General features: G+C 62.0%; 22 protein-coding genes and 1 tRNA gene. 14 read left to right on the top strand and 9 right to left on the bottom strand.

Translation table 11 applies throughout. The features are described 5' to 3' along the window. Nucleotides 1-10: 10 nt before the first annotated feature. From AQS8620_RS06885 to AQS8620_RS06870, 4 genes are all read right to left on the bottom strand, one after another. Nucleotides 11-2,374, bottom strand: a complete 2,364-nt coding sequence (locus AQS8620_RS06885; protein WP_085836104.1) for an aldehyde dehydrogenase family protein — start codon at nt 2,372-2,374, stop codon at nt 11-13. 10 nt (nt 2,375-2,384) lie between these two features. Continuing rightward, nucleotides 2,385-3,338 carry a deoxyribose-phosphate aldolase gene (deoC, locus tag AQS8620_RS06880; RefSeq protein ID WP_085836103.1) on the bottom strand — a complete coding sequence of 318 codons (954 nt, stop codon included), beginning with the start codon at nt 3,336-3,338 and terminating at the stop codon, nt 2,385-2,387. Further along, nucleotides 3,335-4,291, bottom strand: coding sequence for a sugar-binding transcriptional regulator (locus AQS8620_RS06875; protein WP_085836102.1), 957 nt, complete (start codon nt 4,289-4,291; stop codon nt 3,335-3,337). The genes deoC and AQS8620_RS06875 overlap by 4 nt, the downstream gene beginning before the upstream one ends. A gap of 191 nt (nt 4,292-4,482) precedes the next feature. Continuing rightward, complete coding sequence (locus AQS8620_RS06870; RefSeq protein WP_085836101.1) at nt 4,483-7,560, bottom strand: valine--tRNA ligase; 3,078 nt, start codon at nt 7,558-7,560, stop codon at nt 4,483-4,485. Between the two features lie 169 nt (nt 7,561-7,729). On the opposite strand from AQS8620_RS06870, the gene AQS8620_RS06865 reads away from it, so the two are divergent. Both AQS8620_RS06865 and AQS8620_RS06860 read left to right on the top strand, forming a co-directional pair. Beyond that, entirely contained in the window at nt 7,730-8,842 is a 1,113-nt protein-coding gene (locus tag AQS8620_RS06865) for a serine hydrolase domain-containing protein (protein ID WP_143267453.1), read from the top strand. 258 nt (nt 8,843-9,100) lie between these two features. Further along, a complete protein-coding gene (locus AQS8620_RS06860) occupies nt 9,101-10,393 on the top strand; it encodes a T6SS phospholipase effector Tle1-like catalytic domain-containing protein (protein WP_085836099.1) in 1,293 nt (430 codons plus the stop codon). 9 nt (nt 10,394-10,402) lie between these two features. On the opposite strand, the gene metF is transcribed toward AQS8620_RS06860, so the two are convergent. Next, nucleotides 10,403-11,269 (bottom strand): methylenetetrahydrofolate reductase [NAD(P)H], encoded by an 867-nt coding sequence (gene metF, locus AQS8620_RS06855; RefSeq protein ID WP_085836098.1) that lies wholly within the window; start codon nt 11,267-11,269, stop codon nt 10,403-10,405. Between the two features lie 94 nt (nt 11,270-11,363). Between metF and AQS8620_RS06850 the strand changes: the two genes are divergently transcribed. The 4 genes from AQS8620_RS06850 (at nt 11,364) to AQS8620_RS06835 (ending at nt 13,990) form a co-directional block, all read left to right on the top strand. After that, on the top strand, nt 11,364-12,269 hold the full coding sequence (locus AQS8620_RS06850; RefSeq protein ID WP_085836185.1) for a LysR family transcriptional regulator: 906 nt from the start codon (nt 11,364-11,366) through the stop codon (nt 12,267-12,269). A gap of 132 nt (nt 12,270-12,401) precedes the next feature. Next, entirely contained in the window at nt 12,402-13,190 is a 789-nt protein-coding gene (locus AQS8620_RS06845) for an inositol monophosphatase family protein (protein ID WP_085836097.1), read from the top strand. A 223-nt stretch (nt 13,191-13,413) separates the two neighbouring features. After that, the gene (locus AQS8620_RS06840) at nt 13,414-13,674 is read left to right on the top strand and encodes a hypothetical protein (RefSeq protein WP_143267452.1); all 261 of its coding nucleotides are present in this window, start codon (nt 13,414-13,416) and stop codon (nt 13,672-13,674) included. Nucleotides 13,675-13,904: 230 nt separating this feature from the next. Then, nucleotides 13,905-13,990, top strand: a tRNA-Leu gene (locus AQS8620_RS06835). A 61-nt stretch (nt 13,991-14,051) separates the two neighbouring features. Here AQS8620_RS06835 and metG read toward each other — a convergent pair. Together metG and AQS8620_RS06825 are read right to left on the bottom strand one after the other, a co-directional pair. Next, nucleotides 14,052-15,767, bottom strand: coding sequence for a methionine--tRNA ligase (gene metG / locus AQS8620_RS06830; protein WP_085836095.1), 1,716 nt, complete (start codon nt 15,765-15,767; stop codon nt 14,052-14,054). Nucleotides 15,768-15,903: 136 nt separating this feature from the next. After that, nucleotides 15,904-16,659 (bottom strand): SDR family NAD(P)-dependent oxidoreductase, encoded by a 756-nt coding sequence (locus tag AQS8620_RS06825; protein ID WP_085836094.1) that lies wholly within the window; start codon nt 16,657-16,659, stop codon nt 15,904-15,906. Between the two features lie 203 nt (nt 16,660-16,862). Here AQS8620_RS06825 and AQS8620_RS06820 point away from each other — a divergent pair, with 203 nt between their 5' ends. The 3 genes from AQS8620_RS06820 (at nt 16,863) to AQS8620_RS06810 (ending at nt 18,919) form a co-directional block, all read left to right on the top strand. Continuing rightward, nucleotides 16,863-17,903 (top strand): aldo/keto reductase, encoded by a 1,041-nt coding sequence (locus AQS8620_RS06820; RefSeq protein WP_085836093.1) that lies wholly within the window; start codon nt 16,863-16,865, stop codon nt 17,901-17,903. Nucleotides 17,904-18,059: 156 nt separating this feature from the next. Next, nucleotides 18,060-18,410, top strand: a complete 351-nt coding sequence (locus tag AQS8620_RS06815; RefSeq protein ID WP_143267451.1) for a hypothetical protein — start codon at nt 18,060-18,062, stop codon at nt 18,408-18,410. Beyond that, the gene (locus AQS8620_RS06810; RefSeq protein ID WP_143267450.1) at nt 18,398-18,919 is read left to right on the top strand and encodes a lipocalin family protein; all 522 of its coding nucleotides are present in this window, start codon (nt 18,398-18,400) and stop codon (nt 18,917-18,919) included. The genes AQS8620_RS06815 and AQS8620_RS06810 overlap by 13 nt, the downstream gene beginning before the upstream one ends. A gap of 3 nt (nt 18,920-18,922) precedes the next feature. Here the strand turns inward: AQS8620_RS06810 and AQS8620_RS06805 are convergent, their stop codons facing one another. After that, nucleotides 18,923-19,354: a DUF983 domain-containing protein gene (locus tag AQS8620_RS06805; RefSeq protein ID WP_085836090.1), complete on the bottom strand. Its 432-nt coding sequence runs from the start codon at nt 19,352-19,354 to the stop codon at nt 18,923-18,925. 440 nt (nt 19,355-19,794) lie between these two features. Here AQS8620_RS06805 and AQS8620_RS06800 point away from each other — a divergent pair, with 440 nt between their 5' ends. The 4 genes from AQS8620_RS06800 (at nt 19,795) to AQS8620_RS06785 (ending at nt 22,084) form a co-directional block, all read left to right on the top strand. Continuing rightward, the gene (locus AQS8620_RS06800) at nt 19,795-20,373 is read left to right on the top strand and encodes an EF-hand domain-containing protein (RefSeq protein WP_085836089.1); all 579 of its coding nucleotides are present in this window, start codon (nt 19,795-19,797) and stop codon (nt 20,371-20,373) included. Nucleotides 20,374-20,464: 91 nt separating this feature from the next. Beyond that, the gene (locus AQS8620_RS06795; RefSeq protein ID WP_085836088.1) at nt 20,465-21,049 is read left to right on the top strand and encodes an RNA polymerase sigma factor; all 585 of its coding nucleotides are present in this window, start codon (nt 20,465-20,467) and stop codon (nt 21,047-21,049) included. Continuing rightward, nucleotides 21,042-21,461, top strand: a complete 420-nt coding sequence (locus AQS8620_RS06790; protein ID WP_085836087.1) for a hypothetical protein — start codon at nt 21,042-21,044, stop codon at nt 21,459-21,461. Before AQS8620_RS06795 ends, AQS8620_RS06790 begins: the two co-directional genes overlap by 8 nt. A gap of 2 nt (nt 21,462-21,463) precedes the next feature. Further along, nucleotides 21,464-22,084 carry a periplasmic heavy metal sensor gene (locus AQS8620_RS06785; protein WP_085836086.1) on the top strand — a complete coding sequence of 207 codons (621 nt, stop codon included), beginning with the start codon at nt 21,464-21,466 and terminating at the stop codon, nt 22,082-22,084. A gap of 165 nt (nt 22,085-22,249) precedes the next feature. On the opposite strand, the gene AQS8620_RS06780 is transcribed toward AQS8620_RS06785, so the two are convergent. Continuing rightward, nucleotides 22,250-23,659, bottom strand: coding sequence for a diguanylate cyclase (locus AQS8620_RS06780; protein WP_085836184.1), 1,410 nt, complete (start codon nt 23,657-23,659; stop codon nt 22,250-22,252). Nucleotides 23,660-23,860: 201 nt separating this feature from the next. Between AQS8620_RS06780 and AQS8620_RS06775 the strand changes: the two genes are divergently transcribed. After that, nucleotides 23,861-24,139 carry a DUF3572 domain-containing protein gene (locus AQS8620_RS06775; RefSeq protein ID WP_085836085.1) on the top strand — a complete coding sequence of 93 codons (279 nt, stop codon included), beginning with the start codon at nt 23,861-23,863 and terminating at the stop codon, nt 24,137-24,139. Nucleotide 24,140: the final 1 nt, after the last annotated feature.

The raw sequence follows: 24,140 nt of genomic DNA, 5'->3' as shown, positions 1-24,140 counted from the left end.
GGCCCGCGGCCTAGATGCCGTAGGGCACCCAGATGTTCTTGACCTGCGTGGCGCGGTGAAGGAATCCTTTGCCATAGCCCGCAGAGCTTGAGAAATCGCGCAGACCCGCCACCTCGACCCAGGTTTGCTTGAGGTTCCCCGCCGAGCGGGCTTCAACATCCGCGCAGCTCTGCGCCGTACCGAAATACCACTGTGCGGCCACATCGTCGTGATCGGCCAACACGCGCGCAAGGTCGTCGCGCGGGCCTGTCACGATGTTGATGACCCCTGCGGGAATGTCGGAGGTTTCCATGACTTGCACCAGATCGCAGGCGATCAACGGATGGCTTTGCGAGGGCGTGACCACCACCGCATTGCCCGTGGCAATCGCGGGCAGCACCAGCGAGACAAAGCCCAAAAGCGGGCTGCGATCCGGGCAGGAAATTGCGATGACGCCCATCGGTTCATGCATGGCGAGCGTTACGTGATTGGCCTGTGTGGAATGCACATGCCCGTCGAATTTATCAGCCTGTGCGGCGTACCAGAAGGCACGCTGCACCGCTGTGTCGACTTCGGATCTGGCGGATTTGCCAAGGCCCATGGCCGTGAGCCGTGCGACGAATTCCTCGGCGCGCGCCTCCAGGTTTTCGGCGAAATAATACAGCACCTGCGCGCGGTTATGGCCGGTGGCTTTGCCCCAGCCAAAGGCTTTGTGCGCGGCTTCCACCGCGTTGCGGATATCCTTGCGATTGCCCAAAGGCGCAAGGCCGATTGCGCCCTTGGGACCCTGCACCGCATAGGAATAGCCGCTGTCGGGGCGGGTCTGCTTGCCGGCGATGTAGAGCTTGGCCGTGCGGTCTATGCCCCCCTTTGCCCCTGGCGCTGTGTCACCTGGCAAGGGATCACAGGCGGCGGGCGGCGTTTCGGCCTTGCCCGCTTTGGGCGATGGCATGGCCAGATAGGCCACCATGCCTTCGCGCCCGCCCTCGCGGCCAAAGCCGCTTTCGCGCATCCCGCCAAAGCCCGCAGCCGCATCAAACAGGTTGGTGGCATTGATCCAGACAACCCCCGCTTTCACCTTGGCTGCCATGTCGAGGGCAAGCGAAATATTTTCCGACCAGATCGAGGCGGCCAGCCCGTAGTTGGTGGCATTTGCCAACACCAGCGCGTCAGCGGGCGTGCGAAAGGTCGTGAGCGTCGCCACGGGGCCAAAAATTTCCGTGGTCGCCAGAATGCTGGCCGGATCGACGTTTTCGGCCAGCGTGGGCGCAAAGAAACAGCCCTCGGGGGCGGCTCCTTGCGTCAAGACGGCCCCCTCGGCAACGCCCTGATCGACCAGCGAGGTGATCCGCTCAAGCTGCACAGGATGCACGATGGCCCCGAGATCCACAGATTTATCCAGCGGATCGCCCGTCACCAATTTGCCAAGCCGCGCTTTGAGCAAAGCGGTGAACCGGGGGGCGACAGCTTCGGCCACCAACAGCCGCGATCCCGCGCAACACACCTGCCCGCCGTTAAACCAGATGGCGTCCACGACACCTTCGACCGCCGCGTCCAGATCCGCGTCCGCAAAGACGATGAAAGGCGATTTCCCCCCGAGTTCCAGCGTCAGGGCCTTGCCCGATCCCGCGATCTGCTTGCGAATGAGACGGCCCACCTCGGTCGATCCGGTGAAGGCGACTTTATCCACGCCCGCATGCCCCGTCAGCAGCGCCCCTGTCTCGCCGTCCCCCGTCACGATGTTGAGCACACCCTCCGGCAAACCCGCTTCATGGGCGATTTGCGCAAAGGCCAGCGCCGTGAGCGGGGTGTATTCGGCAGGTTTGAGAACGACTGTGTTGCCCGCAGCCAGAGCGGGCGCGACCTTCCACGCCAGCATCAACAGCGGGAAATTCCACGGGATCACCTGCGCACAGACCCCCAGCGGCGTGGCGGCGGGGAATTCGTCGGCCAGCACTTCGGCCCAGCCGGCATGGTGGTAGAAATGGCGGATCACCAGCGGGATATCGATATCGCGGCTTTCGCGGATCGGCTTGCCGTTGTCCAGCGTTTCCAGCACCGACAAAAGCCGCGCGTGCTGCTGGACGTGGCGGGCCAGCGCGTACAAATGCCGCGCGCGTTGATGCCCCGACAGGGCCGCCCATTTGGGCTGCGCCGCGCGCGCGGCCTCCACGGCGGCATCGACATCGGCCGCGCTGCCCGCACTCACCTGCGCCAGCTCGACAGAGGTTGCCGGGTTGATCGTGGCAAATGTGGTGTGGGGGCTGGTCAGCGTGCCAGCGATGAAATGACCAAACCGCGCGCCGTGACGGGCCAGCCAGTCATGGGCGATCGAAGCGTCCTCGGGGGCAGGGCCGTAGTCCATGGTCATGAGAATCTCGGAAATTGTGGGCATTTTTAGACCTTTACGCAACAGCGTGGCGGTGGGCGGCGGCGTAGCGCCCGGTGACGTGATGTTCCAACTGGCGCTCGATGTCGCCCAAAAGCGAGGACGCCCCGATGCGAAACAGATCGGGCGCAAGCCAAGGGGCCCCCATCTCCTCTTTCATCAGGCTCTGCCAGACAATGGCATCCTTGGCGGTTTTCAGGCCACCTGCGGGTTTGAACCCGACCATCTGCCCCGTGGCATCGCGGTAGTCGCGCAGCGCCCGCACCATGGTCAGCGAGACGGGCAGGGTGGCATTGACGCCCTCCTTGCCGGTCGAGGTTTTGATGAAATCCGCCCCCGCCTGCATCGCAACCATCGACGCGGCGTAGACATTGGACAGGGTTTGCAAGTCGCCGGTCGCCAGAATGGCCTTGAGGTGGGCGTTGCCACAGGCCGCGCGCATCGCCGCGACCTCGTCGTAAAGCGCCTGCCAGTTGCCACCAAGCACATGCTCGCGGGTGATCACGATGTCGATCTCGGCGGCGCCTTGCGCCACCGCCCAGCGGATCTCCTCAAGCCGCAGGGGCAGGGGCATCAAACCCGCGGGAAACCCCGTCGCGACAGAGGCCACGGGAATGCCCGTGCCGGCCAAAGCATCCACCGCGTGGGGCACCATCGTGGGGTAGACGCACACAGCCCCTGTCGTCACCGGTGCGATCCCGAGACCCTGGAGAATATGCGGGGCAAGCGGCTGACGGGCCTTGGCACAGAGCCTGCGCACCCGCGCGGCCGTGTCATCCCCCGCCAGTGTGGTCAGATCAATCACCTTGATCGCATTGACCAACCACGCGGCTTGGTAGTTTTTCTTGACCGAGCGACGGGTTGCAATCTGCGCTGCACGCCGCTCGGTTGCGCGCAGATTGATCTGCTGGCGTTCGAAAGCGCTCGTGTCGAGCGGCTGACCCGGATTGCGGGGGAAATCATGGCTCATGTGGTCTGCTCCAGAGCGAAAATTGCGGTGTCCTCGTCGGTGACGAGCGTGTTTACAAGACCCGCGCGCAGGGCGGCGCGCGTCACGGCATGTTTTTGCGCGCCATAGGCCACGCCGACAGAGCGCTCGGCCTGCGCCAGAGTGCCCAGATCCAGCCCGATGGTGCGCGCATCAATATCAGGGGCGATAATCCGCCCCTCGGCGTCGATGATATGGCCCAGAATGTCGCCAACAGCCCCCGCTTTCAAAAGGGCTTCGACTTCGGAGGCCAGCAGATTGCCCGAATGGACCAGAGCGGAATCCTCGCCCAAGGCGCCAAAGGAAAAGCATAGCAATTTCGCGCCTTTGGCAATGTTGATCACGTCCGACACGATGCGGTCGCGCATCAGGATATCGCGTGTCTCGCGCGCGCCCACGATGGCGGGAACGGGCAGCGGCACAAAGCGCCCGTTGCCTTTGACGGCAAAGGTTTCTGCGACATCGTTGTGCCCGCGCGCCTGCGGCTTGGGGGCCACAGTCCCGTTGATCTGAACCACCGTGACGCCTTGTGCCCAGCCTTCGGGAAGCCAATGGGCGACCTCGGCCATCGTCCGCCCCCACGACACGCCCACCACATCGGGGCGGGGCCGCAAGCCAGCCAGATAGGCCCCCGCAACAAGGGCAACCGCATCGCCGCCCGCGTCCGTTGGCACGACGACCGCATCGCGCAAGCCAAAGGCGCGCAACAGGCGGCTTTCAAGGTCGGGCAGGCGATGATTGCGCGGCACGATTTCAATGCGAACCACACCGGTATCACGGGCATCGGCCAATAGCCGCGCCACTTGCCAGCGGTTCAGCCCGGTTTCCAGTGCAATCTCGGTCTGGGACTTGTCCTGCTGATAGGTCATGCGCGCGACCTGCACCATCAGATGCTCACGCGAGGCGTCGTTGGGGAGGGGCGTGGTGTCATTCATGTGAGGAGATTATCACAAAAGTGACGCTTGTCCACATCTGTGAATTTTGCCAGACATCTGGCTTCTTTCGGATCCAAATACCCACTGTCGGCCCTTTGGCAAGTGGCGTGACGTTGGGTATTTTTATCCGAAAGAAACCAAAAGGCGCGCCCCACTGGAACGCGCCTTTCCCGTTTCAGGAGTGCAAAAGATCAGCCGATTTGCGCGAGTCTTGTGAGGGCAGCTTTGAGTTTTGCGTCTTCTTCTTGGCGCGCGGCGAGGTTTTCGCGGGCTTCGGCGACGACTTCCTCCGGCGCGGAGGCGACGAAATTGGGGTTGTTCAACCGTCCTTTGAGGCCGCCCATTTCCTTGGCCAGTTTGTCGAGCGACTTTTGCAGCCGTGCTTTTTCCTCGGCTACGTCGATGAGGCCGGCCAGCGGCAGGCCGAAGGTGGCCCCCTCCGCAGCGATGGTCACCGCGCCTTTGGGCATCTGCGCGACGCGGGTGACGCCATCGATGCGGGCAAGTTTTTCGATCATCGCTTTGTTGTTGGCAAAGGCGGCGTCGCCGTTGGCATCGATGTCGACGATCACCAGCGGCACTTTCAGCCCTGCGGGAACGTGCATTTCGGCCCGGGCCGAGCGGATGGAGTCGATGAGGCCGATCACCCAGTTCATTTCGCGGTCGGCGTGCGTGTCGATCAACTCGGTTCCAAAGCTTGGCCAATCCGCATGGACCAGCATTTTGCGGCGGGTCACGCCGGTCATGGCCCAGAGCTCTTCGGTGATGAAGGGCATGATGGGGTGCAGCATGATCAGGCATTGATCAAGCACCCAGCCCATGGTTTGGCGGGTTTCGGCCTTGATCGCCTCGTCACCGTCATAGAACAGCGGTTTGGACAGTTCGACATACCAGTCGCAGACCTTGCCCCAGACGAAGGCATAGAGGCCCAATGCCGCGTCGTTGAAACGGTAGGCGCCAAGCGCCGCGTCGACATCCATGCGGACCTTGGCCGTTTCCCCGATGATCCATTTGTTCAGCGTCGCGGTGGGCGTCGGCATTACGGAGGGGTCGTACTGGCTGAAGACCTCGTTCATTTCCGCAAATTTCGTGGCATTCCAGAGTTTGGTGCCAAAGTTGCGATAGCCTTTGATCCGCTCGACCGAGAGTTTCAGCACGCCGCCAATCGAGGCCATGGCCGCGTTGGTCATGCGCAGGGCATCGGCGCCGTATTCATCCACGATTTCAAGCGGGTCGATGACGTTTCCGGTGGTTTTCGACATCTTCTTGCCCTTCTCGTCGCGCACGAGCTGATGCAGGTAGACGGTGTCGAAGGGGATGTCGTCCACCACGGCAAGCTGCATCATCATCATGCGCGCAACCCAGAAAAACAGGATGTCCTGCCCTGTAACCAGCACATTGGTGGGGAAGTATTTTTTCAGCGCGTCGGTGTCTTGGGGCCAGCCCAGCGTGCCAATCGGCCACAGGCCCGAGGAGAACCACGTGTCGAGCACATCTGCGTCGCGCCAGACCGGATAGACCAGTTTGGTCGGGTCCTGATCGACGGCATATTGGCCCAAAGCGGCGGCGAGTGTTTCCATCGCTTCCTGTTTGTCGGCCACTTCGATGATGCGGGCGTGGTTGATCGGGGTGGGGGTGTCGGCAATCTCGCCTTTGAAGGCCTCCGTCACGGCCTCGAAGGAGGCCGCGCAGTGGTAGACATCCTTGCGGTGCATCATGCCGCCCTCGATCAGCAGCTTGTGCAGATCGACTTCGTCCAGATCGCCTTCGGTTTCGAGCGGTTGCTCATAGCCAAGGTCCAGCCCGTACCAGACGGGGATCTGGTGGCCCCACCACAGCTGGCGCGAAATGCACCAGGGCTCGATATTCTCGAGCCAGTGGTAGTAGACCTTTTCGCCCGACTCCGGGATGATCTTGGTGCGGCCAGAGCGCACAGCGTCCAGCGCGGGTTGCACGATCTTGGCCGTATCCACGAACCACTGGTCGGTCAGCATCGGCTCGATCACCACGCCGGAGCGATCGCCAAAGGGCTGCATCACCGGTTTGTTGTCGACAACGGGCACGGCTTCCATGTGCTCGGCGCCTGTGTCCTCGTCGATGGATTTCACCAGCGTGGTCACGGCAAGCCCAGCAGCAGTGATGTCGGCAATCACCGCCGCGCGGGCGTCGAAGCGATCCATGCCGCGGTATTTTTCGGGCACAAGGTTGAGGCTGTCGATCTCCATTTCGCCCGCAACGGCACCGGCGGCAATCTCGCGCGCGCGCGCCACGCAGTCCTCATAGGGTAGCCCGTCGGCACGCATCGCGCCTTTGGTATCCATCAGCCGGTACATGGGAAGATTGCAGCGCTTGGCGACCTGGTAGTCGTTGAAATCATGCGCGCCGGTGATTTTTACCGCCCCCGAGCCGAAATCGGGATCGGGATATTCGTCGGAAACGATGGGGATCAGGCGGTCACAGAGCGGCAGATGCACCATTTTCCCCACGATCGGGGCGTAGCGCGCATCTTTGGGGTTCACCGCAACCGCGCCGTCGCCCAGCATGGTTTCGGGGCGTGTCGTGGCGATCGAAATATAGTCGCGGGTTTCGCGGAAGGTGACCGCGCCGTCCTCGTCTTTTTCGATGTACTCATAGGTCTCGCCGCCGGCGAGTTTGTATTTGAAGTGCCACATGTGACCGGCAACTTCGGTGTTTTCCACTTCAAGATCGGAAATCGCGGTTTCGAAATGCGGGTCCCAGTTCACAAGCCGCTTGCCGCGGGTGATCAGCCCTTTGGCATACATGTCCACGAAAACCTTGAGCACCGCATCGTGAAACTGCTCGTCCATGGTAAAGGCAAGGCGGTCCCAATCCATCGATGTGCCCAGACGCTTGTCCTGCTCGACGATGGTGCCGCCGAACTTCTCTTTCCATTCCCAGACTTTTTCGAGGAATTTCTCGCGCCCCAGTTCGCGCCGCGACGGCTGGTTGGTGGCGGCAAGCATTTTCTCCACCTGCAACTGCGTCGCAATGCCGGCGTGATCAAGGCCCGGTTGCCACAGCGTGTCAAAGCCCTGCATCCGTTTCCAGCGCGTCAGGATGTCCATCAGCGTGTGGTTGAAAGCATGGCCCACATGCAGCGAGCCGGTGACATTGGGGGGGGGCAGCATGATGCAGAAAGTGTCATCGCGCGTGGCATTCGCGCCCGCTTTGAACGCGCCCGCTTTTTCCCAAGCCTCGTAAATGCGTGCTTCGCTGGTGCCCGCGTCGAAGTTCTTTTCCATCGCCATATGTTCGGATCCGCATCTTTTTAGGGTTTGGCGCTTGTGTATCGCGCAGGGCGGGTGAGGGAAAGGGGGATGGGCGCGCGCGCCGCGGCGCGGTTGACCGTATGTTAACTGTCATTGTGCCATACCACGAACAAGCGCGCCGGTGTCTGGCGGCCTTGTGGAGTTGTTGATGACCCTGTCTCGCCTGATCGAAACCCGCCTGCGAAATCCGTGGTACACGGGGGCAACTTTTTCGGCCTATCGTGAAACGGATGGGGCCGAGTTTCACCTTGGCGGGGGGGACCTGGGGCCGCGGCGCGCGTTTTTCGCCACGGGGATCACCAAATTATACATCACCGCGGTCCTGTTGCAGATGCGCGCAGAGGGCAAGCTGGCGCTCAGTGCGCCCTTTGTTTCCTATCTCGATTGCAAAGCCTGCGAGGAATTGCTTGTGCATGAGGGGGTGGATCTGACCGATCAGATCACCCTGCGCCAGTTGCTGTCCCATACGTCGGGACTGGGCGATTTCTTTTTGTACAAAAACAACGGCCGCTCCTATCAGACCGATATTGCGCAGGGCGTTGACGAGGGCTGGGATTTTGACGATGCCATCGCGCGGGCGCGCGCAAACGGGGCGCTGCATGTCCCCGGCGAGACGAAGAAGGCACATTTTTCCGACACGAATTTCCAGATTCTGGGCAAGGTGATCGAAAAACTCGACGACAAGCCGCTTGCGGATGTCATCAAGGACAGGATCTGTGCGCCCCTTGGGCTGCGCTCGACCTACTTGTACTGCGATCCGGCCGATACCAAGCCCGTGAACTTGCGCGCGGGCGAAGAGGAGCTCTTGGTTGGGCGGGCCATGGCGTCCTTTCAGGCGGATGGCGGGATGGTCACCACTGCAAACGAAGGGTTGATCTTTTTACGGGCCTTCATGGAAGGCTATCTGTTCGAGCGCAGTTTGGTCAAAATGCTGTGCGACTGGCGTCCGATGTTTCCCTCAGTTGAGTACGGGCTGGGCATGATGCGCTTGCAAGTGCCCTATTGGATGTCGCTGCCCCACCGTGTGGCCAATCGCAGCTCTCTGTTCATGTCGACGCCGGTGGTCTTTGGGCATTTGGGCATGAGCGGCAGCTTCATGTTCTACGCCCCCAAGGAGCGGATTTACATTACCGGCACGATCAACCAGCTGCACGCGAAGGCGCAAACGGTGGTGTTTGTGCTGATGGCTTTGAATGAACTTCGCGTCGCCCCCAAAACGGCGACGACCCAACCGGCGGTGCGGATGGTGTTCACGCGATAGGGGCGTCGCGCGAAGGGGCTGTTGTGCCCTGCGCCTTTGACCGCTCTCAATCCTTTTTGCCTTGCGCGGCGCAGTAGGGTAACCACCAAGCCGAGGAACGCGAAAGGGCAGGCAGGTGCGGGCAGACAGGTCAAAAGGCATTTTGTCAGAGCGGGCATTGAACCGGCGGGCATTGAACCGGCGGGCACGCTGTCTGCCCGGGAGTGGGATGCCTCGCATGGGGGCGGCTCGGATCGCTCTGTTCGGGATGGCCGCACCATGAGCCTGCTTGGACGGTTTCGCACAGCGCTGCGCAAGGGGCGCACGGTCGAAACCGAACAGGCCCCCGCACCAAGCGGGGCGCAGGGCCCTGCGCAGGGGCGGGCGAACGCGCCCCACAGCGCTGTGCTGCGCGGGCAGGTCACCCATGTGGTGATCTTGGACGGCACGCTCTCCACGCTTGAGGACGGTCAGGAAACCAACGCCGGTTTGACCTATAAACTCTGTCGCGAAGTCGCGCAAAAAACCAGAGCCGCAACAGAGCCCACTGCGCGCCTGTCCCTGCGCTACGAGGCGGGAATCCAGTGGTCCGGCTGGCGCAACGCCTTGGATGTGATCGAAGGGCGCGGCATCAACCGCCAGATCCGTCAGGTCTATGGCGCTCTGGCAAGCCGCTATGTCGAGGGGGACAGGATTTTCCTGTTCGGCTATTCGCGCGGGGCCTATGCGGTGCGCTCTTTGGCGGGGATGATCGACCGGCTGGGATTGCTGGAGGCGGCCCATGCCACAGAACGCAACGTCAGCGTGCTCTACAGCCATTACCAAAGCGATCCCGATACCGCCGTCGCGCAGGAATTCGCGCGTAGTCATTGCCACCAGAGTGTCGAGATCGAGATGATCGGCGTTTGGGATACGGTCTCCGCCATCGGCATTCGCGCGCCGTTTTTGTGGCGCTTGTCCAAGGCGAAACACCGGTTTCGCAGCGCGTATCTGGGGCCACATGTCAAACGCGGCTATCACGCGCTGGCCTACCATGAAAGCCGACGGGCCTATGCGCCCGTGATGTGGCAGACCGATCCTGATGCGGTTGCGGCGGGGACGGCGCCGGAGATGGTGCAAATGTGGTTTCGGGGCAATCACGGCGATGTCGGCGGGCAGCTGGGGGATTGGGCCGAGGGACGCAAGCTGTCCAACGCCGCGCTGGTCTGGATTCTCGACAAGGCCGAAAGCGCGGGCCTGCCATTGCCCTTTGGCTGGCGGATGCGGTTTCTGGCTGATCCGACGGGCCCCAAAAGCCCGCCTTGGCGGGGGTGGGCCAAGTTGTTTTGGGCGCGCAAGCCGCGTGTCGTCGGCGCGGACCCGTCCGAGGTGCTACACCCCTCGCTGACGCAGCGGGTACGCAGGCGGCGCGGTGGTCTTGCGTGGTGGCGACTGGTGCGCCGGCGCCTGCGCCGTTGGCAACGCAAAAACCGCTCCGCCCGGGCGCGCAGCTATCGCGCCACGCCGCCGCGTAATCCCTATGAGGGGCAGCGCAACAAAGGCGCGGGCAGCCGTATCCGGCTGCGCCGCTAAAGCGTCCGATCAGGCGGTGATGCCCAGATTTTCAAGCACGGCCGACGTCAGATGCGGCTTGTTGAGCGTGTAGAAATGCAGATCCTCAACCCCGCCCGCGATCAGCGCTTCACACATTTTCGTGCAATTTTCGATGGAATACGCGCGCTCGCGATCGGCGGCGATGGCGGTGTTGAACGCTGCATCAAGACTGTCGGGGACTGGCGTGCCACAGCGGGCGGCGAATTTTTTCACACCGTTCCAGTTTTCAATCGGCAGGATGCCGGGGATGATCGGCTTGGTGATGCCTGCCGCTGCGCATTTGTCGCGAAAGCGGAAATAGGTGTCCGCCTCAAAGAAGAACTGCGTGATCGCCGTATTCGCACCGGCCTGGATTTTGCGCTTAAGATAGGCGACATCGGCGTCGGTATCGCCGCTTTCGGGATGCGGGTCGGGGTAGGCGCCCACGTGCAGCTTGAATTTGCCGGTCTCGGCGAGGGCTTCGACCAGTTCGACCGAGGATGAAAACCCGTCCTTGTGGGCCGTGAACTGGCCCGCGCCCTTGGGCGGATCGCCCCGCAGCGCCACGATTTCGCGCACGCCGGCCTCGTAATAGCTGTCGGCGATGGCCAGCGTTTCCTCTTTGGTGGCGTTCACGCAGGTCAGATGCGCGGCAACATTGAGGCCGTAGATTTTGTGCAGGGTGGCCACGGCATCATGGGTCAGCGTGCGTGTCGTGCCGCCCGCGCCATAGGTCACCGACACGAAACCGGGCTTGAGCGGGGTCAACGCATCCACTGTGCGCGCAAGGCGAAAGGTCGCCTCGATGCTTTGCGGGGGAAAGAATTCAAACGAGATGCGTGGCGGGGTGGGGCGCGCGCTGGAGGCAGCAGTCATGAGGGTATCCTATCAGATTTGCGCCCTTGTCTCACAAAGGCCCATGTGAGACAAATTCATAATCCTCAACAAGGTTATGAATGGGTTTCAATCGATGCACATCGAATTCCGCCACCTGCGTACCATCAAGGCCATCCACGAAGCAGGCGGTCTGGCGCGCGCGGCAGATAAGTTGAACATCACCCAAAGCGCCCTGTCCCATCAGGTCAAAGGTCTGGAAGATCAGGCGGGCGTCGAGCTGTTCGTGCGCCGCTCCAAGCCGTTGAAACTGTCGGCGGCGGGTATGAAACTGCTGGCGCTGGCCGATGATATCCTGCCCCGCGTCGCCGCGATGGAAGAGGATTTCGCAGGGCTTGTCGCAGGCAAATCGGGGCGCTTGCATATCGCGATCGAGTGCCACGCCTGCTTTGAGTGGCTCTTTCCCGTCCTCGAAGAATTCCGCAAGGCCTGGCCCGACGTGGACGTGGATATCCGCCCCGGTCTGGCCTTTGGCGCCTTGCCTGCGTTGCAGCGCGAGGAAGTGGATCTGGTGGTCTCCTCCGACCCGGAGGATATCGAGGGCATCGAGTTTATCCCGCTGTTCGACTATTCGCCGGTCTTCGTGGCCTCCTCGAAAAACCCGCTGGCCGACAAAGCCTTTGTCGAAGCCGAGGATTTTCGCGACCAGACGCTGATCACCTATCCCGTGGACCGTGCGCGGCTCGATATTTTTTCCCAGCTGCTTGCGCCGGCAAAAGTCGAACCCAAAGCGCTGCGCCAAGTGGAATTGACGGCGGTGATCCTTTTGCTGGTGGCCTCCAATCGCGGGGTGGCGGTGTTGCCCGATTGGGTGGTGCGCGAAGTGAAATATCACAGCGATTACGTGACGCGCCCGCTGACCGCCACAGGCGTGACGCGCCGTCTCTATGCCGCTGTGCGCCGCGAGGATGCAACGCGCCCCTATATGGCGCATGTTTTGCGTCTTGCGCGCACCGAGCCGGTGAAATTGCAACGTGCCTGAGGCGCGGCTTGTGCCTTTGGGACCGGATTTCGACGCGTCATTGCGAAATGCGCCGGTTTTTGGGGCATAATTGGCTTCACATGCGCGGCTGCGCGGCTTATACGCGCGGGCTGAACCCAAAGGAGCGAGACGATGCAAGGTAGCGCCAATCTCAACGTGATGATCAAGGCCGCACGCATGGCGGGGCGGTCGTTGGTCAAAGACTTTCGCGAAGTCGAGAACCTGCAAGTCTCGCGCAAGGGCGCGGGCGACTTCGTGTCCAAAGCCGATATCGCCGCCGAAAAGATCGTCTATGACATTCTGACCGAAGCCCGCCCGACCTACGGCTGGGTTGGCGAGGAAAGCAAAGCCAAGGACGGGCAGGACCCGACCCGTCGCTGGATCGTCGATCCGCTTGATGGCACAACGAATTTTTTGCACGGCCTGCCGCATTGGTGCATTTCCATCGCGCTTGAGCATAAGGGCGAAATCGTGTCGGGTGTGATTTTCGATGCCGCCAAGGATGAAATGTACTGGGCCGAAAAAGGGTCGGGCGCGTGGATGAACGAAAGCCGCATCCGTGTGTCGGGGCGCACCCGTTTGAACGAAGCCCTCGTGGGCGGTGGCGTTCCGGGCTCGGGGCGGGGCGTCTTGCCGCGCGTGCTCAAGGACCTTGCCAAGGTGATGCCCGAAGTGGCGGGCATGCGCGCGACGGGGTCTGCCGCGCTCGATCTGGCCTATGTCGCCTCGGGGCGCTTTGACGGCTACTGGGAACACCGGTTGAATTCCTGGGATCTTGCGGCGGGGCTTGTGCTGGTGCGCGAGGCGGGCGGCTTTGTCGATACCGTGCGCGCGGGCGGCAATCCCGTTGAAGCCGGTTCGATCATTTGCGGCAACGAGGCGATTTTTGAAAAGCTCGCCAAATTGGTCCGTGCCGACTAAAACATCGTTAAGATTTCACCACCACGCCAGCGCTACACCGCGGCCCCGACCGGGATTTTTCTCGGTTCGGGGCCTCTTTTTTGGGGGATTGAGCGGCTGGTGGAAACAGTGCGGGAGGGCGCTTTGGATTGTTCAAGGAGCGTCCTGAAGATTTGATTTTCCCGACATATTTTGGCCCGAAACGAGCGGCATAGGTGATTTACCAAGTATGGAGGACCATCACGTGCTTCGGCTCATGTTAAACAAGTTTCGCGGTCTTGCGAGCGATGAAGAGGGTGCGGTCACGGTTGACTTCATCGTCATCACCTCGGCCGTTGTGGGGATGGGTGTTGCCGTCCTTGCCCAGATCGCCGATGGCGGGATGACCTATGGCACACGCCTCAATCAAAGCATCGCCGAGATGGATTTCTCGGGGGGCATGACTGGCTCGGGCGGAGGGGAATCCTCTGGATCCTCTTCGGGGCTTCAGTCAAACGTCGATTGACCTGACGCGATAACTTGGTGACCCAGTGGATCACCCCCCAGGCGCGGCCTGCGGGGTGATTTGCGCTGTCGAGTTGATCTGGGGACGCTCTGGGGACGCTCTGGGGGCGATCTGCGCACCGGATGGATCTGTGGTTCTGGCTGGTCTCGGCGGGCTTGGGGGCGGTCCTGAGGATCGCCTGCGGCGCGGTTGACAGCGGCGCAGACGCGGGTAATGTCGCGCGACCGCTGGCCCGCGTGGTGGAATGGTAGACACATGAGACTTAAAATCTCCCGGCTGTATGGCCGTGCCGGTTCGAGTCCGGCCGCGGGCACCAACGGAACGTAAAAAGCCGGACCTGAACAGGTCCGGCTTTTTTGTCGGGCTGCGGTCAGTGCCTAGCTGCGCACGCCGGCAAATTTTTCCTGCCAGTCTTCGCGCTGCTCGTCGCTGATCTTGGTAAAGAGGTTGTCGGGCACGGTGAAGGCATGGCCGGCGGGCAGGGCCGTCAGAGCCGCTGCGGCATCCGTCGGCCAGCTCAGGTCCGTGCCCATCGCATCGCTCAAGGTTGCCGCTGCATCGGGGATGAAGGGGGCCGAAAGTTTGGCGTAGAGCGCGATCAGGTTCAGCCCCATGCGCACCTGCATTGCGGCCACGTCCGGTTCGGTTTTGAAGGTGGCCCAAGGGGCGGCAGATTGCAGATACTCGTTGCCCGCGACCCAGATGGCGCGCAGTTCGCTCGCCGCTTTGCGCACTTCGATGGCCGACAGGCAGGCCTCGTAGGTGGCAAGTTTCGCGCTGAGATCGGCGATCAGCGCCTCCTCGCGCGCGCCATAGGCGGTGCCTGCGGGCACGTCTTCGCCGAATTTCGAGCGGCAGAACTTGGTGATGCGCGACACGAAGTTGCCCAGCACATCCGCCAGATCCTTGTTCACAGACCCTTGGAAATTTTCCCACGTAAATTCGCTGTCCGAGCTTTCGGGCGCGTGGCTGAGCAACCACCAGCGCCAGTAATCGGCGGGCAGGATCGAGAGCGCCTGATCCATGAACACGCCGCGCCCGCGCGAAGTTGAAAACTGGCCGCCGTCATAATTGAGGTAGTTGAAGGACTTGATGTAATCGACCATCTTCCACGGCTCGCCCGAGCCGAGCATGGTCACGGGGAAGGACAGGGTGTGGAACGGGACGTTGTCCTTGCCCATGAACTGGACGTAGCGCACATCGTCTGCGCCTTTGTCGGTGCGCCACCAGCGTTCCCAATCAGCCGTGCCCTTGCCATTGGCCTCGGCCCATTCGCCCGCGCAGGCGATATATTCGACCGGCGCGTCGAACCAGACGTAGAACACCTTGCCTTCCATGCCTTCCCAGGGCTGGTCGCCCTTTTGCACCGGCACCCCCCAAGACAGATCGCGCGTGATGCCGCGGTCTTGCAACCCGTCGCCATCGTTGAGCCATTTCTTGGCAATCGAGGTGGTCAGAACCGGCCAGTCGGTCTTGGTTTCGATCCAGTCCGACAGCGCGGTGCGCATGGATTTCTGTTTGAGGTAGAGGTGCTTGGTCTTGCGTTCTTCCAGATCGGTGGCACCGGAAATGGTCGAATGCGGGTTGATCAGATCGGTGGGGTCAAGTTGCTTGGTGCAATTGTCGCACTGATCCCCGCGCGCGGAATCATAGCCACAGTTGGGGCAGGTGCCCTCAATGTAGCGGTCTGGCAAGAACCGCCCGTCTGTCTGCGAATAAATCTGGGTCTCTTCGACTTCCTCGATCAGGCCGCGTTCGGCCAGAACCCCTGCAAAATGCTGCGTCAGCACGCGGTTCTGTTCGGAAGAGGAGCGCCCGAAATGGTCAAACGACAGGCGAAACCCGCGCGCGATTTCGGCCTGTGTCGCGTGCATCTCGGCGCAATAGTCCGCGACGGGTTTGCCCGCCTTCTGGGCGGCAATCTCGGCAGGGGTGCCATGTTCGTCGGTGGCGCAGAGAAACAGGACCTCATCGCCGCGCGCGCGGCAAAACCGTGCGTATAGATCGGCCGGAAGCTGGGAACCGACAAGGTTGCCAAGGTGCTTGATGCCGTTGATGTAGGGCAGGGCGGAGGTGATGAGCGTACGGGCCATGGGAGTCCTCTGGATCGGGTTGCCCTTTCTCTAGCGTGGCAAGGGCCAAGGAGCAACGCAAAGGGCAAAACAGGCGACACTTGCGTGCCGCCCGTTTCTTTGATCCGGCCCTTTATCGGGGCAAAGGACGAAAATCCTATTTCGCCGTATAGCCACCATCGACCAGATGATAGGAACCGGTGATGAAGCTTGCCTGATCCGACAAAAGGAACAGGCAGAAATTGGCGACTTCTTCGGGGGTGCCCATGCGATTTTGTGCGGCCTGCGCGGAAAGGAACGCCTTGGTGTCGTCATCAAGGTTTGCGTCCAGCAGCGGTGTTTTGATGAAGCCCGGGCCGATGGAATTGATGCGGATGTTATCTTCGGCGTGTTCCAGCGCGGCCGATTTGGTCATGCCGACAACGCCGTGTTTGGCCGCGACATAGGCCGAGGAATTGGCGATCCCGACGGAGCCAAGCATCGAGGCGATGTTCAAGATGACGCCGCCACCGGCGCGTTTCATCGCCGGAACCCCGTAGCGGATGCCGTAAAACACGCCGTTGAGGTTCACGTCGATCACGGATTTCCAGCTGTCGACGGGGTAGTCGCCGATTTTGGCCGCAGCGCCGCCGATGCCTGCGTTGTTTACCAAAAGATGCAGCGCACCGGTTTTTTCCTCGGCAAATTTCACCATGGCTTCGACCGCTTGCGGGTCGGCCACATTGCCTGCAAAGCCGAACGCCTTGCCGCCTTTGTCGGTGATCGCCTTGGCTTCGCGATCGGCGTCCTCTTGTTTGAGGTCGGCGACGATCACGGTCGCGCCAGAGGCGGCAAGCCCCTCGGCAATCGCAAGCCCGATGCCGGATGCGGCCCCTGTGACGATGGCTGTTTTGCCGGTGAATGTGATATCCATGATGTCCTCCTACGGGCAGTGTGTCTGTTGAAGTTGATGTATGCGGTGGTGTGCCGTGATCAACGGTCCGTTTCGCACAGCGCCCTGTGCATCCGCAGAGAGTGAGGCAGCAATTGCGGGTATGCGGCGCAAAACCGCTCTTGCCCTCGGGGCCTGGGGGGCTAGTGTTTGCGCTCACAAATTTGCACCGAAAAGAGAACCGCATGCGCAGACGCACCCTCGGAAAAACCGATATCTCCGTCTCCGAGCTTTGCCTCGGCACAATGACCTGGGGCACCCAGAATACGCTGGAAGAAGGCCACGCCCAGATCGAGCGCGCGCTGGAGGCGGGCATCAATTTCATGGACACGGCGGAAATGTACCCCGTGAACCCCGTGAAGGTCGAAACGGCCGGTCGCACCGAAGAAATCATCGGCGACTATTTCAAACGCTCGGGCAAGCGCAACGAATGGGTTCTGGCGACCAAAATTGCAGGCCCCGGTCCTGTGCGCAAGGAGGGCATCACCGCCGCAAGCCTTCCGGTGGCGGTCGAGGCGTCGCTCAAACGCCTGCAAACCGAAGTGATCGACCTCTACCAGTTCCACTGGCCCAACCGTGGATCCTATCACTTTCGCCAGAACTGGGGATTTGCGCCCGACAAGCAGGACGTGAACGCCGTCAGCGACAATATGTTTGAAGTCGCCGAAGCGATGAAAGCCCTGGTGAAATCGGGCAAGATCCGCGCCTTTGGCACCTCCAACGAAAGCGCCTGGGGCATGGCGCGCTGGGCCGAAGTGTTGCGCGAAACCGATGCGCCCGCGATGCAGACCATCCAGAACGAATACTCGCTGATGTGTCGTCTCTATGATCTCGATCTGGCCGAGGCCTCCCATCACCTCGATTTCACGCTTTTGGCCTATTCGCCGCTGGCCACGGGGATGCTGACGGGCAAATACAAAGGCGGCACGGTCACGCCGGCGAAATCGCGCCTTGAAGTGGGCGATGGCAAACTGGGCGGTCGCGTTACGCCCAACGCATGGGCGGCTTCGCAAGCCTATGTCGAGATTGCGCAAAAACACGGGCTGAACCCGACGAAAATGGCGGTGGCCTGGACTCTGGATCGCCCCTTTGACTGCCTGCCGATCATTGGCGCGACCAGTGTCGCACAGTTGGACGAAATCCTCGGGGCCGAGGACCTTGTGCTGTCCAAAGAGGTCAAAAGCGACATCGCCAAAGTGCACAAACAATTCCCGCTGCCCTATTGAGGCAGCACAAAGACAGCAAAGAAAAGGGGGCGCTTTGGCGCTCCCTTTTTTGCTGCGCGCCGCTCTGAGCGTTTGGGGGACTATCGCAAAGCGCGGCACAGAGGTATGGAAGGACCCAAAGGCGACGCAAGGTCGCAAGCGAGGTGTGAAATGGGCGTGCGACACTCTTTTTGGACAATTCCGGCGCTTGCCGTTGTGGTGCTGGCCGCCTGCGTCAGCGAGCGCGAGGTGCCCGATTACGGGCTGGCAGGCTTTGACCCCAAAGCCAACGAAACCCGCGCGGCCGATTGCCTTGCGCGGGGCGGTTCCTACGAAACAGCAGGTCTGGCCGGGTTGCAGGCCTGCATCACGCGTCCAGCGGATGCGGGGCAGTCCTGTCAGTCTGCAAGCGATTGCGAAAGCGCCTGCCTTGCCCGATCGCGCAGTTGCGCGCCGGTGCAGCCGCTGTTTGGCTGCAATGCCATTCTTGACGAGAGCGGGCGCGAGGTAACCTTGTGCGTGGATTGATCCCGGCCTTTGCGCTTGGCGCTCTTGCGATGCTGTCGGCCTGCGCGCGCGCGCCACAGGCCACCGCCCCTGCAAGCTTTCGCGATCCGTCAGTGCAGATGTCCTCGATTGCCGCTTTCGATCCGTTGCGCTTTTCGGGGCGCTGGTACGAGGTGGCGGGCTATTTCGACGACAGTGCTGTGTGTTCGGTCGGCGCTGTCACCTACACGGTGCAAAAGGGCGGTGCGGCCTGGACCGTCACCGAGGGCCCCTGTTCGTCGTCAAGCCCGCGCAGCGGCATGGCCGTGGTCGACGGACCCGGCCGCTTTACCTTCGCCGCAGAGCGGTACTGGGTGTTGTGGGTGGATGCGGATTATCGCACCGCCGTTGTTGGTCAACCCTCGGGCGGGCAGGGCTATATTCTGGACCGCACGCGGCAGGGATCGCCGGATCGCCTTTTGGCCGCGCGCGACATCCTGCAGTGGAACGGTTACGATCTGGGCGCGCTTAAGCCCGCGCGCTCGCAGTAGGGTCTATTTTTGGGCAAACCGGTTGGTGGTGTCGAAACCATGCATCCGTTTGGCCCATTGAAACCCGATCATCGCCCCTTTGAAGCGCGGCAGCAGATAGAGTGACAGGGCCGTGCAACCGGTCGTGAAAATCGCGACGATCACCAGCGGTTCGGGGCGGAATTCGACAAAGGCCCACAACAGCAGCGGTCCCATCAGGTGTCCGACAATGAGAATGGTCAGATAGGCCGGACCGTCGTCCGCGCGGTGATGGTGCAGGTCTTCGTCACAGACCGGACAAGCATCGCGTACCTTGAGAAACCCTTTTAGCATGGCGCCGGAGCCGCAGCTTGGGCACCGCCGACGCCAGCCGCGCAGCAGCGACGTTTTCACATCGCGTTCAGCCGGAGATGCGCCCCCAAAGGCGGGCGACAGTGTCGGATCAAGATCAATCATGGGGCACTCTCAGTTCAATGGGGTGGTGTCTGGGGGAGTCGGGCGTGGTGTCGAGGTCGTGTGGCGCAGCTTAGCGGCTTGCGCGTGGTCTGTCCTTGCGGCGCGGTGTCACGCTCTGTGCAACTTAGGGTCTGGGCAACACAGGCGCGACACAGGAGCGGCGGCATTTTTGCAATAGCACCCCTGCGCGCCGGCGTGACATTTTATCCGACCTGCGCGCGGGGGCAGGCGACGGAACCGCGCTGTTGACGCGTATGTGATCATGACCCGCACAGACGCGCGCGTGCCGGCATACACGCCCGTGTGAGCGATTGTGAAAGAGCAGAGGGACGGAAACAGGCGGTGGTGCCGTTTGACCTTACAGAGCAGGACGGGACGGTCTTGCTTACCATCGCAGGACGGGACGGTCCTGCATTGATCCCTTTTGGAGGAAGACCAGAATGAAACGTAACGCACTTATTTCCGCCCTCGCCCTCACTGCAGTTCTGGGCGGCAGCCTTGGCGCCTATGCAAAAGGCGGCGACGACATGCAGGGTCAGGGCCGCAAAGGCGGCGAACAGCATCAGTCGATGCGCGGCATGAAAGGCGACATGAAGGGTGACATGGGCAAAGGCCGCATGGGTGGCTTTGATTTCGCGGCCGCAGATACGAATGGTGATGGCGCGATTTCCGCCGAGGAAATGGCCGCTTACCAGCAGGCCAAATTCGACGAGATCGACGCAAACGGTGACGGCGAAGTCTCGGGCGAGGAAATGACCGCCTATCGCGACGCGCAACGCGCCGCTGAAATCGCCGAGCGTCAGGCCGCGATGATCGCCGAGCGCGACACCGACGGGAACGGCACCCTCAGCCTCGAGGAAATGACCTCCACCACAACCACCACGCAAACCATGTTCGAGCGCATGGATCGCAACGGGGACGGGGTGGTGGATGCCAGCGATATGCCTGCACGTCGCGCCGCTCCCGGCCAGTCGGACGCACCGGCTCCTGGCGCGCCTGCCGAACCGGCCGCAGAATAAACCCGGTGGCGGGCAGGGCGGTTGATCCGCCTTGCCCCTGCCACCTGGGCGGATTGCCTGGGACATGACTTTGAGATACGCATCCGGGAAGATGAATATGCCCTACGACGCCCTCAACGATGTGCCCGACGAGGCTTTGCTGGTTGCTTATGGCAATGGCGATGGTGCGGCTGCCCGTGCCTTGACCATGCGGTTGGCCCCCCGGGTCACCGGCTATGCCAACCGGCTGCTCAAAGATCGCGCCGAGGCCGAGGACGTGACGCAGGAGGCCATGCTGCGCCTGTGGAAAATCGCGCCCGACTGGCGGCAGGGCGAAGCAAAGGTGACGACGTGGCTTTACCGCGTCGTGACAAATCTGTGCACCGACAGGCTGCGGCGTAAACGTGGCTCGGCTCTGGAGGATATTCCCGAACCCGAGGATGACACGCCGGGCGTCGAACAGTCGATGCAGAATTCGGCCCGCGCACAGGCGCTGGAAGCGGCGCTGCGTCTGCTTCCCGAGCGCCAGCGGCAGGCCGTGGTGCTGCGCCACATCGAGGGGCTGAACAACCCCGAGATCGCGCAGGTGATGGACATCAGCGTCGAGGCAGTCGAAAGTCTGACGGCGCGGGGAAAACGGACATTGGCGACGGCACTTGCCGCGCGCAAGGAAGAACTGGGGTATACGGATGGCTGATCGTGACTTGATGCTCGATGATACTGATCTCGACGCGTTTTTCGACGCGGCGCGAGAGGCCTCGGTGATGCCCACGGGCGATTTGATGCAGCGCATCATCGCAGAGGCCGATGCCCAAGGCGCGCAGCGGCTGGTGCCGGCGGCACCGGCGGTGAAACGGGGCCTCTTTGCCACGGCTCTGGCCGCGCTGGGCGGCTGGGTGAGCGTGGCAGGACTGGCAACGGCCACCGTGGCGGGCATCGGCATCGGGGTGACCTCGCCTGCAACGGTGGGCACGTTGGGCCTGTCGGCGCTGGGCCTGTCGGCCTATTCGGCCTCGGCAAGCACGCAGGCGACGAGCGCTGCAAGCGACACCACTTACGGCGAGACAGATTACGCGACCGGATTTTACGATCTGGCAGTTGAGGGATAACTATGGCGCGCGATACGGAGCAAAATGTGGCCTCCCCGGACCCGCAAAGCGGTGGGACGCCCCCCAAGCGGCGCCTGCGTTGGCGCAGGGGCGTTCTTGCGGTGTCTTTGGCGCTGAATCTGGCGGTTGTGGGGCTTGTGGCTGGTGCGGTGTTGCGCGGCCCGCCTGACCGCGATGTCAGCGGCGGCCGGATGATGGGCGCGCGCGATATCGGCTTTGGGCCCTATCTTGCGGCGCTCGATGACAGCGACCGCAAGACTATTGGTCGCGATTTCGTGCGGCGTGTCGGGTCGCCGTCGCAGATGCGGACCCGCATCGAGGATCATTTTTCCGAGGTGCTGGGGGCCCTGCAACGCGAGCCGTTCGCGCCGGAGGTTTTTGAGGCGGCGCTGGACAGCCAGTTGGACGAGCTGCGCGCGTGGCAAGCCGCCGGTGTGCAGTCGCTTGTCGCCCATGTGGACAGCATGAGCGAGGCGCAGCGCGTCGATTTTACGGCCCGGCTGGAGAGTGTGATCGCCAACCCGCCGCGCGATTTGAACAAACGTGACGCTGGTAAAGGCGGCAAAAGCGGGTTTGACAAAGAGGGGTTCGAGCGGCCCGAACAACCCGACGCAAGGAACTGATCCAGGCGGCGGTTGCCCAAGTCACCGGTTATGGACAGTGAAAACCGCCCTGACTTGAGAACTGCCCCGACTTGAAAGCCACCCCGACTCGAAAACCGCCCCGACTTTCGGGCGGTTTTTTTATGGCCTGCGGGCTGGGGGGCGCGAGATGGGCTGCGGGCGGTTCTAGGCGGCGTAACAGCCCAGTGTGACCTGATTGCGACCTTCGGCTTTGGAGGCATAAAGCGCGCGGTCCGCCGCGCTCATCAGTTCGTCGAGGGTGGGCGCCTGGGGGCCGGTATCCCCGCCCATCACCAACCCGATGGACACGGTCACATGGGTCTGGCCGATGGCGCCCTCGCCGGACGCGCCGTTGCGCAGGCCATAGTCAAAGGGGCGCGACGAAATCACTTCGCGCAGACGTTCTGCGGCGCGGCGGGCATCGACCAGACTGGTTGCGGGCATGGCAACAAGAAATTCTTCGCCGCCGATGCGCGCAATCAGATCCATGCTGCGCAATCCGTTCTGCAAACGCTGGGCGACCTGTTGCAGCACGTCATCCCCCGCCGCGTGTCCAAGCGTGTCATTGACGACCTTGAATTTGTCGATATCCACGAGCATCAGCGCGAAGGGGCGGTAGTTGGCTTCGCTTTCGCGGGCAAGTTTCTTCAGATGCGGCAGGGCGTAGCGCCGGTTGTAGAGGCCGGTAAGCGGGTCAACGATTGCCAGTCGATAGCCGTCCTCGACCGAGGCGCGCAGCCGGTCGGTTTCAATCTTGCGCTTCATCTGCGCGCGCAGCCGGATGGCCATTTCTTCGGGGTCAAAGCCGCGGGTGATCAGGTCGTTTGCACCGAGATCCAGCGCCATGATCGCACTGTTGCGATCAGCCATTTCATGCACGATGACGGTCGCACAAAAGCGGGTATTCTCGCGTGAGCGCAGTTCCGACAACAGGCGCAGCCCGGCGCCGGGGTCCGGTAGGTCGGATGAAATGACATATATATCGGCGGCTTGACCTTCGGCGGCCAGTTCCAGGACCCGATCATGCGGGATCACTTCGATGGTGTCGCTGATCATGCCGCGCAGCCCCGCGCGCCATGTCAGCGCATCATCGGTTTCGCGCCCCACCAAGGCAATGCGCCCCTTGCGGGTAAAGGCCGTCGGCATTTCGGCAAAGCCCAGTTCGCGTGCGGTGGCGTCGCGGCGCGCAAGCTCGTCAGAGGTGGCGCGACTGCGCAAGAGGTTGCGCACCCGGGCCAGCAGGGTCATTTCGTCCAGCGGCTTGGTGAGAAATTCATCCGCGCCCGCTTGCAGCGCCGTCAGTTTGGTTTCGGTATCGCTGCGCGCAGTGGCGATGATCACGGGAATCGCGGCGGTCACCGGATCGGCCTTGAGCTGTAGACAGACTTCGGGCGCGCTCATGTCGCCCAGCGTCATGTCCAGAATGATCAGATCGGGAATTGTCGCGCGCGCCATCGCCAGCGTGTCGTGGCCGTTGATTGCCTGCGACACCTCGTAAAAGGCCGCGCTCAGCTTGACCTTCATTACGATGCGATTGGTCGCAACATCATCTGCAATCAATATCCGCCCTGGCATTGCACCCTCATTGGCAAAATCGTCCACGTCCGCATCGAAAACGCCTGTCGCTTCTCAGGGCTCCATGCGGACCGCGCTTTGGTTTCCCTGCGTGGTGCCCCGCGTTCGAGCATAAAAAATGCGTCGTATTCGACTTGTTTCATCCATTGATCGTTGAGAAAGGTTAACAAAGCGTTTCCACCCCTCAGCAAAGGGCATAACATGCAGCAAGAAACCGCCGAGACGATCGGTCTACAAGCTCTGGGATGGCTTGCGGGAAACGAGGAGCTTTTGCCTGTTTTTATGGGCTCAAGCGGTGCTTCGATCGAGGATTTGCGCAGCCGCGCCCTGGAACCGGAGTTCCTTGGCGCCGTGCTTGAGTTCATTTTGATGAATGACGACTGGGTGCGCGATTTTTGTCGCGCGACGGGGCAGGCCAGCGATGCGCCGATGCGCGCACGGCTGGCGCTTCCGGGCGGGGCCGAATTTCACTGGACCTAGG

This window comes from Aquimixticola soesokkakensis (assembly GCF_900172375.1).
GTDB classification, from domain to species: Bacteria; Pseudomonadota; Alphaproteobacteria; order Rhodobacterales; family Rhodobacteraceae; genus Aquimixticola; species Aquimixticola soesokkakensis.
Note: the sequence above shows the minus strand (reverse complement) of the source record. Positions and strands in the feature narration are given on the sequence as shown.

Coding starts and splice junctions, on each gene's coding strand:
- AQS8620_RS06875 (WP_085836102.1), bottom strand. CDS start 4,291: ATGAATGACACCACGCCCCTCCCCAACGACGCCTCGCGTGAGCATCTG.
- AQS8620_RS06780 (WP_085836184.1), bottom strand. CDS start 23,659: ATGCCAGGGCGGATATTGATTGCAGATGATGTTGCGACCAATCGCATC.
- AQS8620_RS06785 (WP_085836086.1), top strand. CDS start 21,464: ATGGCGCGCGATACGGAGCAAAATGTGGCCTCCCCGGACCCGCAAAGC.
- metG (WP_085836095.1), bottom strand. CDS start 15,767: ATGGCCCGTACGCTCATCACCTCCGCCCTGCCCTACATCAACGGCATC.
- deoC (WP_085836103.1), bottom strand. CDS start 3,338: ATGAGCCATGATTTCCCCCGCAATCCGGGTCAGCCGCTCGACACGAGC.
- AQS8620_RS06825 (WP_085836094.1), bottom strand. CDS start 16,659: ATGGATATCACATTCACCGGCAAAACAGCCATCGTCACAGGGGCCGCA.
- AQS8620_RS06790 (WP_085836087.1), top strand. CDS start 21,042: ATGGCTGATCGTGACTTGATGCTCGATGATACTGATCTCGACGCGTTT.
- AQS8620_RS06795 (WP_085836088.1), top strand. CDS start 20,465: ATGAATATGCCCTACGACGCCCTCAACGATGTGCCCGACGAGGCTTTG.
- AQS8620_RS06870 (WP_085836101.1), bottom strand. CDS start 7,560: ATGGCGATGGAAAAGAACTTCGACGCGGGCACCAGCGAAGCACGCATT.
- AQS8620_RS06850 (WP_085836185.1), top strand. CDS start 11,364: ATGCACATCGAATTCCGCCACCTGCGTACCATCAAGGCCATCCACGAA.
- AQS8620_RS06885 (WP_085836104.1), bottom strand. CDS start 2,374: ATGCCCACAATTTCCGAGATTCTCATGACCATGGACTACGGCCCTGCC.
- AQS8620_RS06845 (WP_085836097.1), top strand. CDS start 12,402: ATGCAAGGTAGCGCCAATCTCAACGTGATGATCAAGGCCGCACGCATG.
- AQS8620_RS06860 (WP_085836099.1), top strand. CDS start 9,101: ATGAGCCTGCTTGGACGGTTTCGCACAGCGCTGCGCAAGGGGCGCACG.
- AQS8620_RS06775 (WP_085836085.1), top strand. CDS start 23,861: ATGCAGCAAGAAACCGCCGAGACGATCGGTCTACAAGCTCTGGGATGG.
- AQS8620_RS06865 (WP_143267453.1), top strand. CDS start 7,730: ATGACCCTGTCTCGCCTGATCGAAACCCGCCTGCGAAATCCGTGGTAC.
- metF (WP_085836098.1), bottom strand. CDS start 11,269: ATGACTGCTGCCTCCAGCGCGCGCCCCACCCCGCCACGCATCTCGTTT.
- AQS8620_RS06820 (WP_085836093.1), top strand. CDS start 16,863: ATGCGCAGACGCACCCTCGGAAAAACCGATATCTCCGTCTCCGAGCTT.
- AQS8620_RS06800 (WP_085836089.1), top strand. CDS start 19,795: ATGAAACGTAACGCACTTATTTCCGCCCTCGCCCTCACTGCAGTTCTG.
- AQS8620_RS06805 (WP_085836090.1), bottom strand. CDS start 19,354: ATGATTGATCTTGATCCGACACTGTCGCCCGCCTTTGGGGGCGCATCT.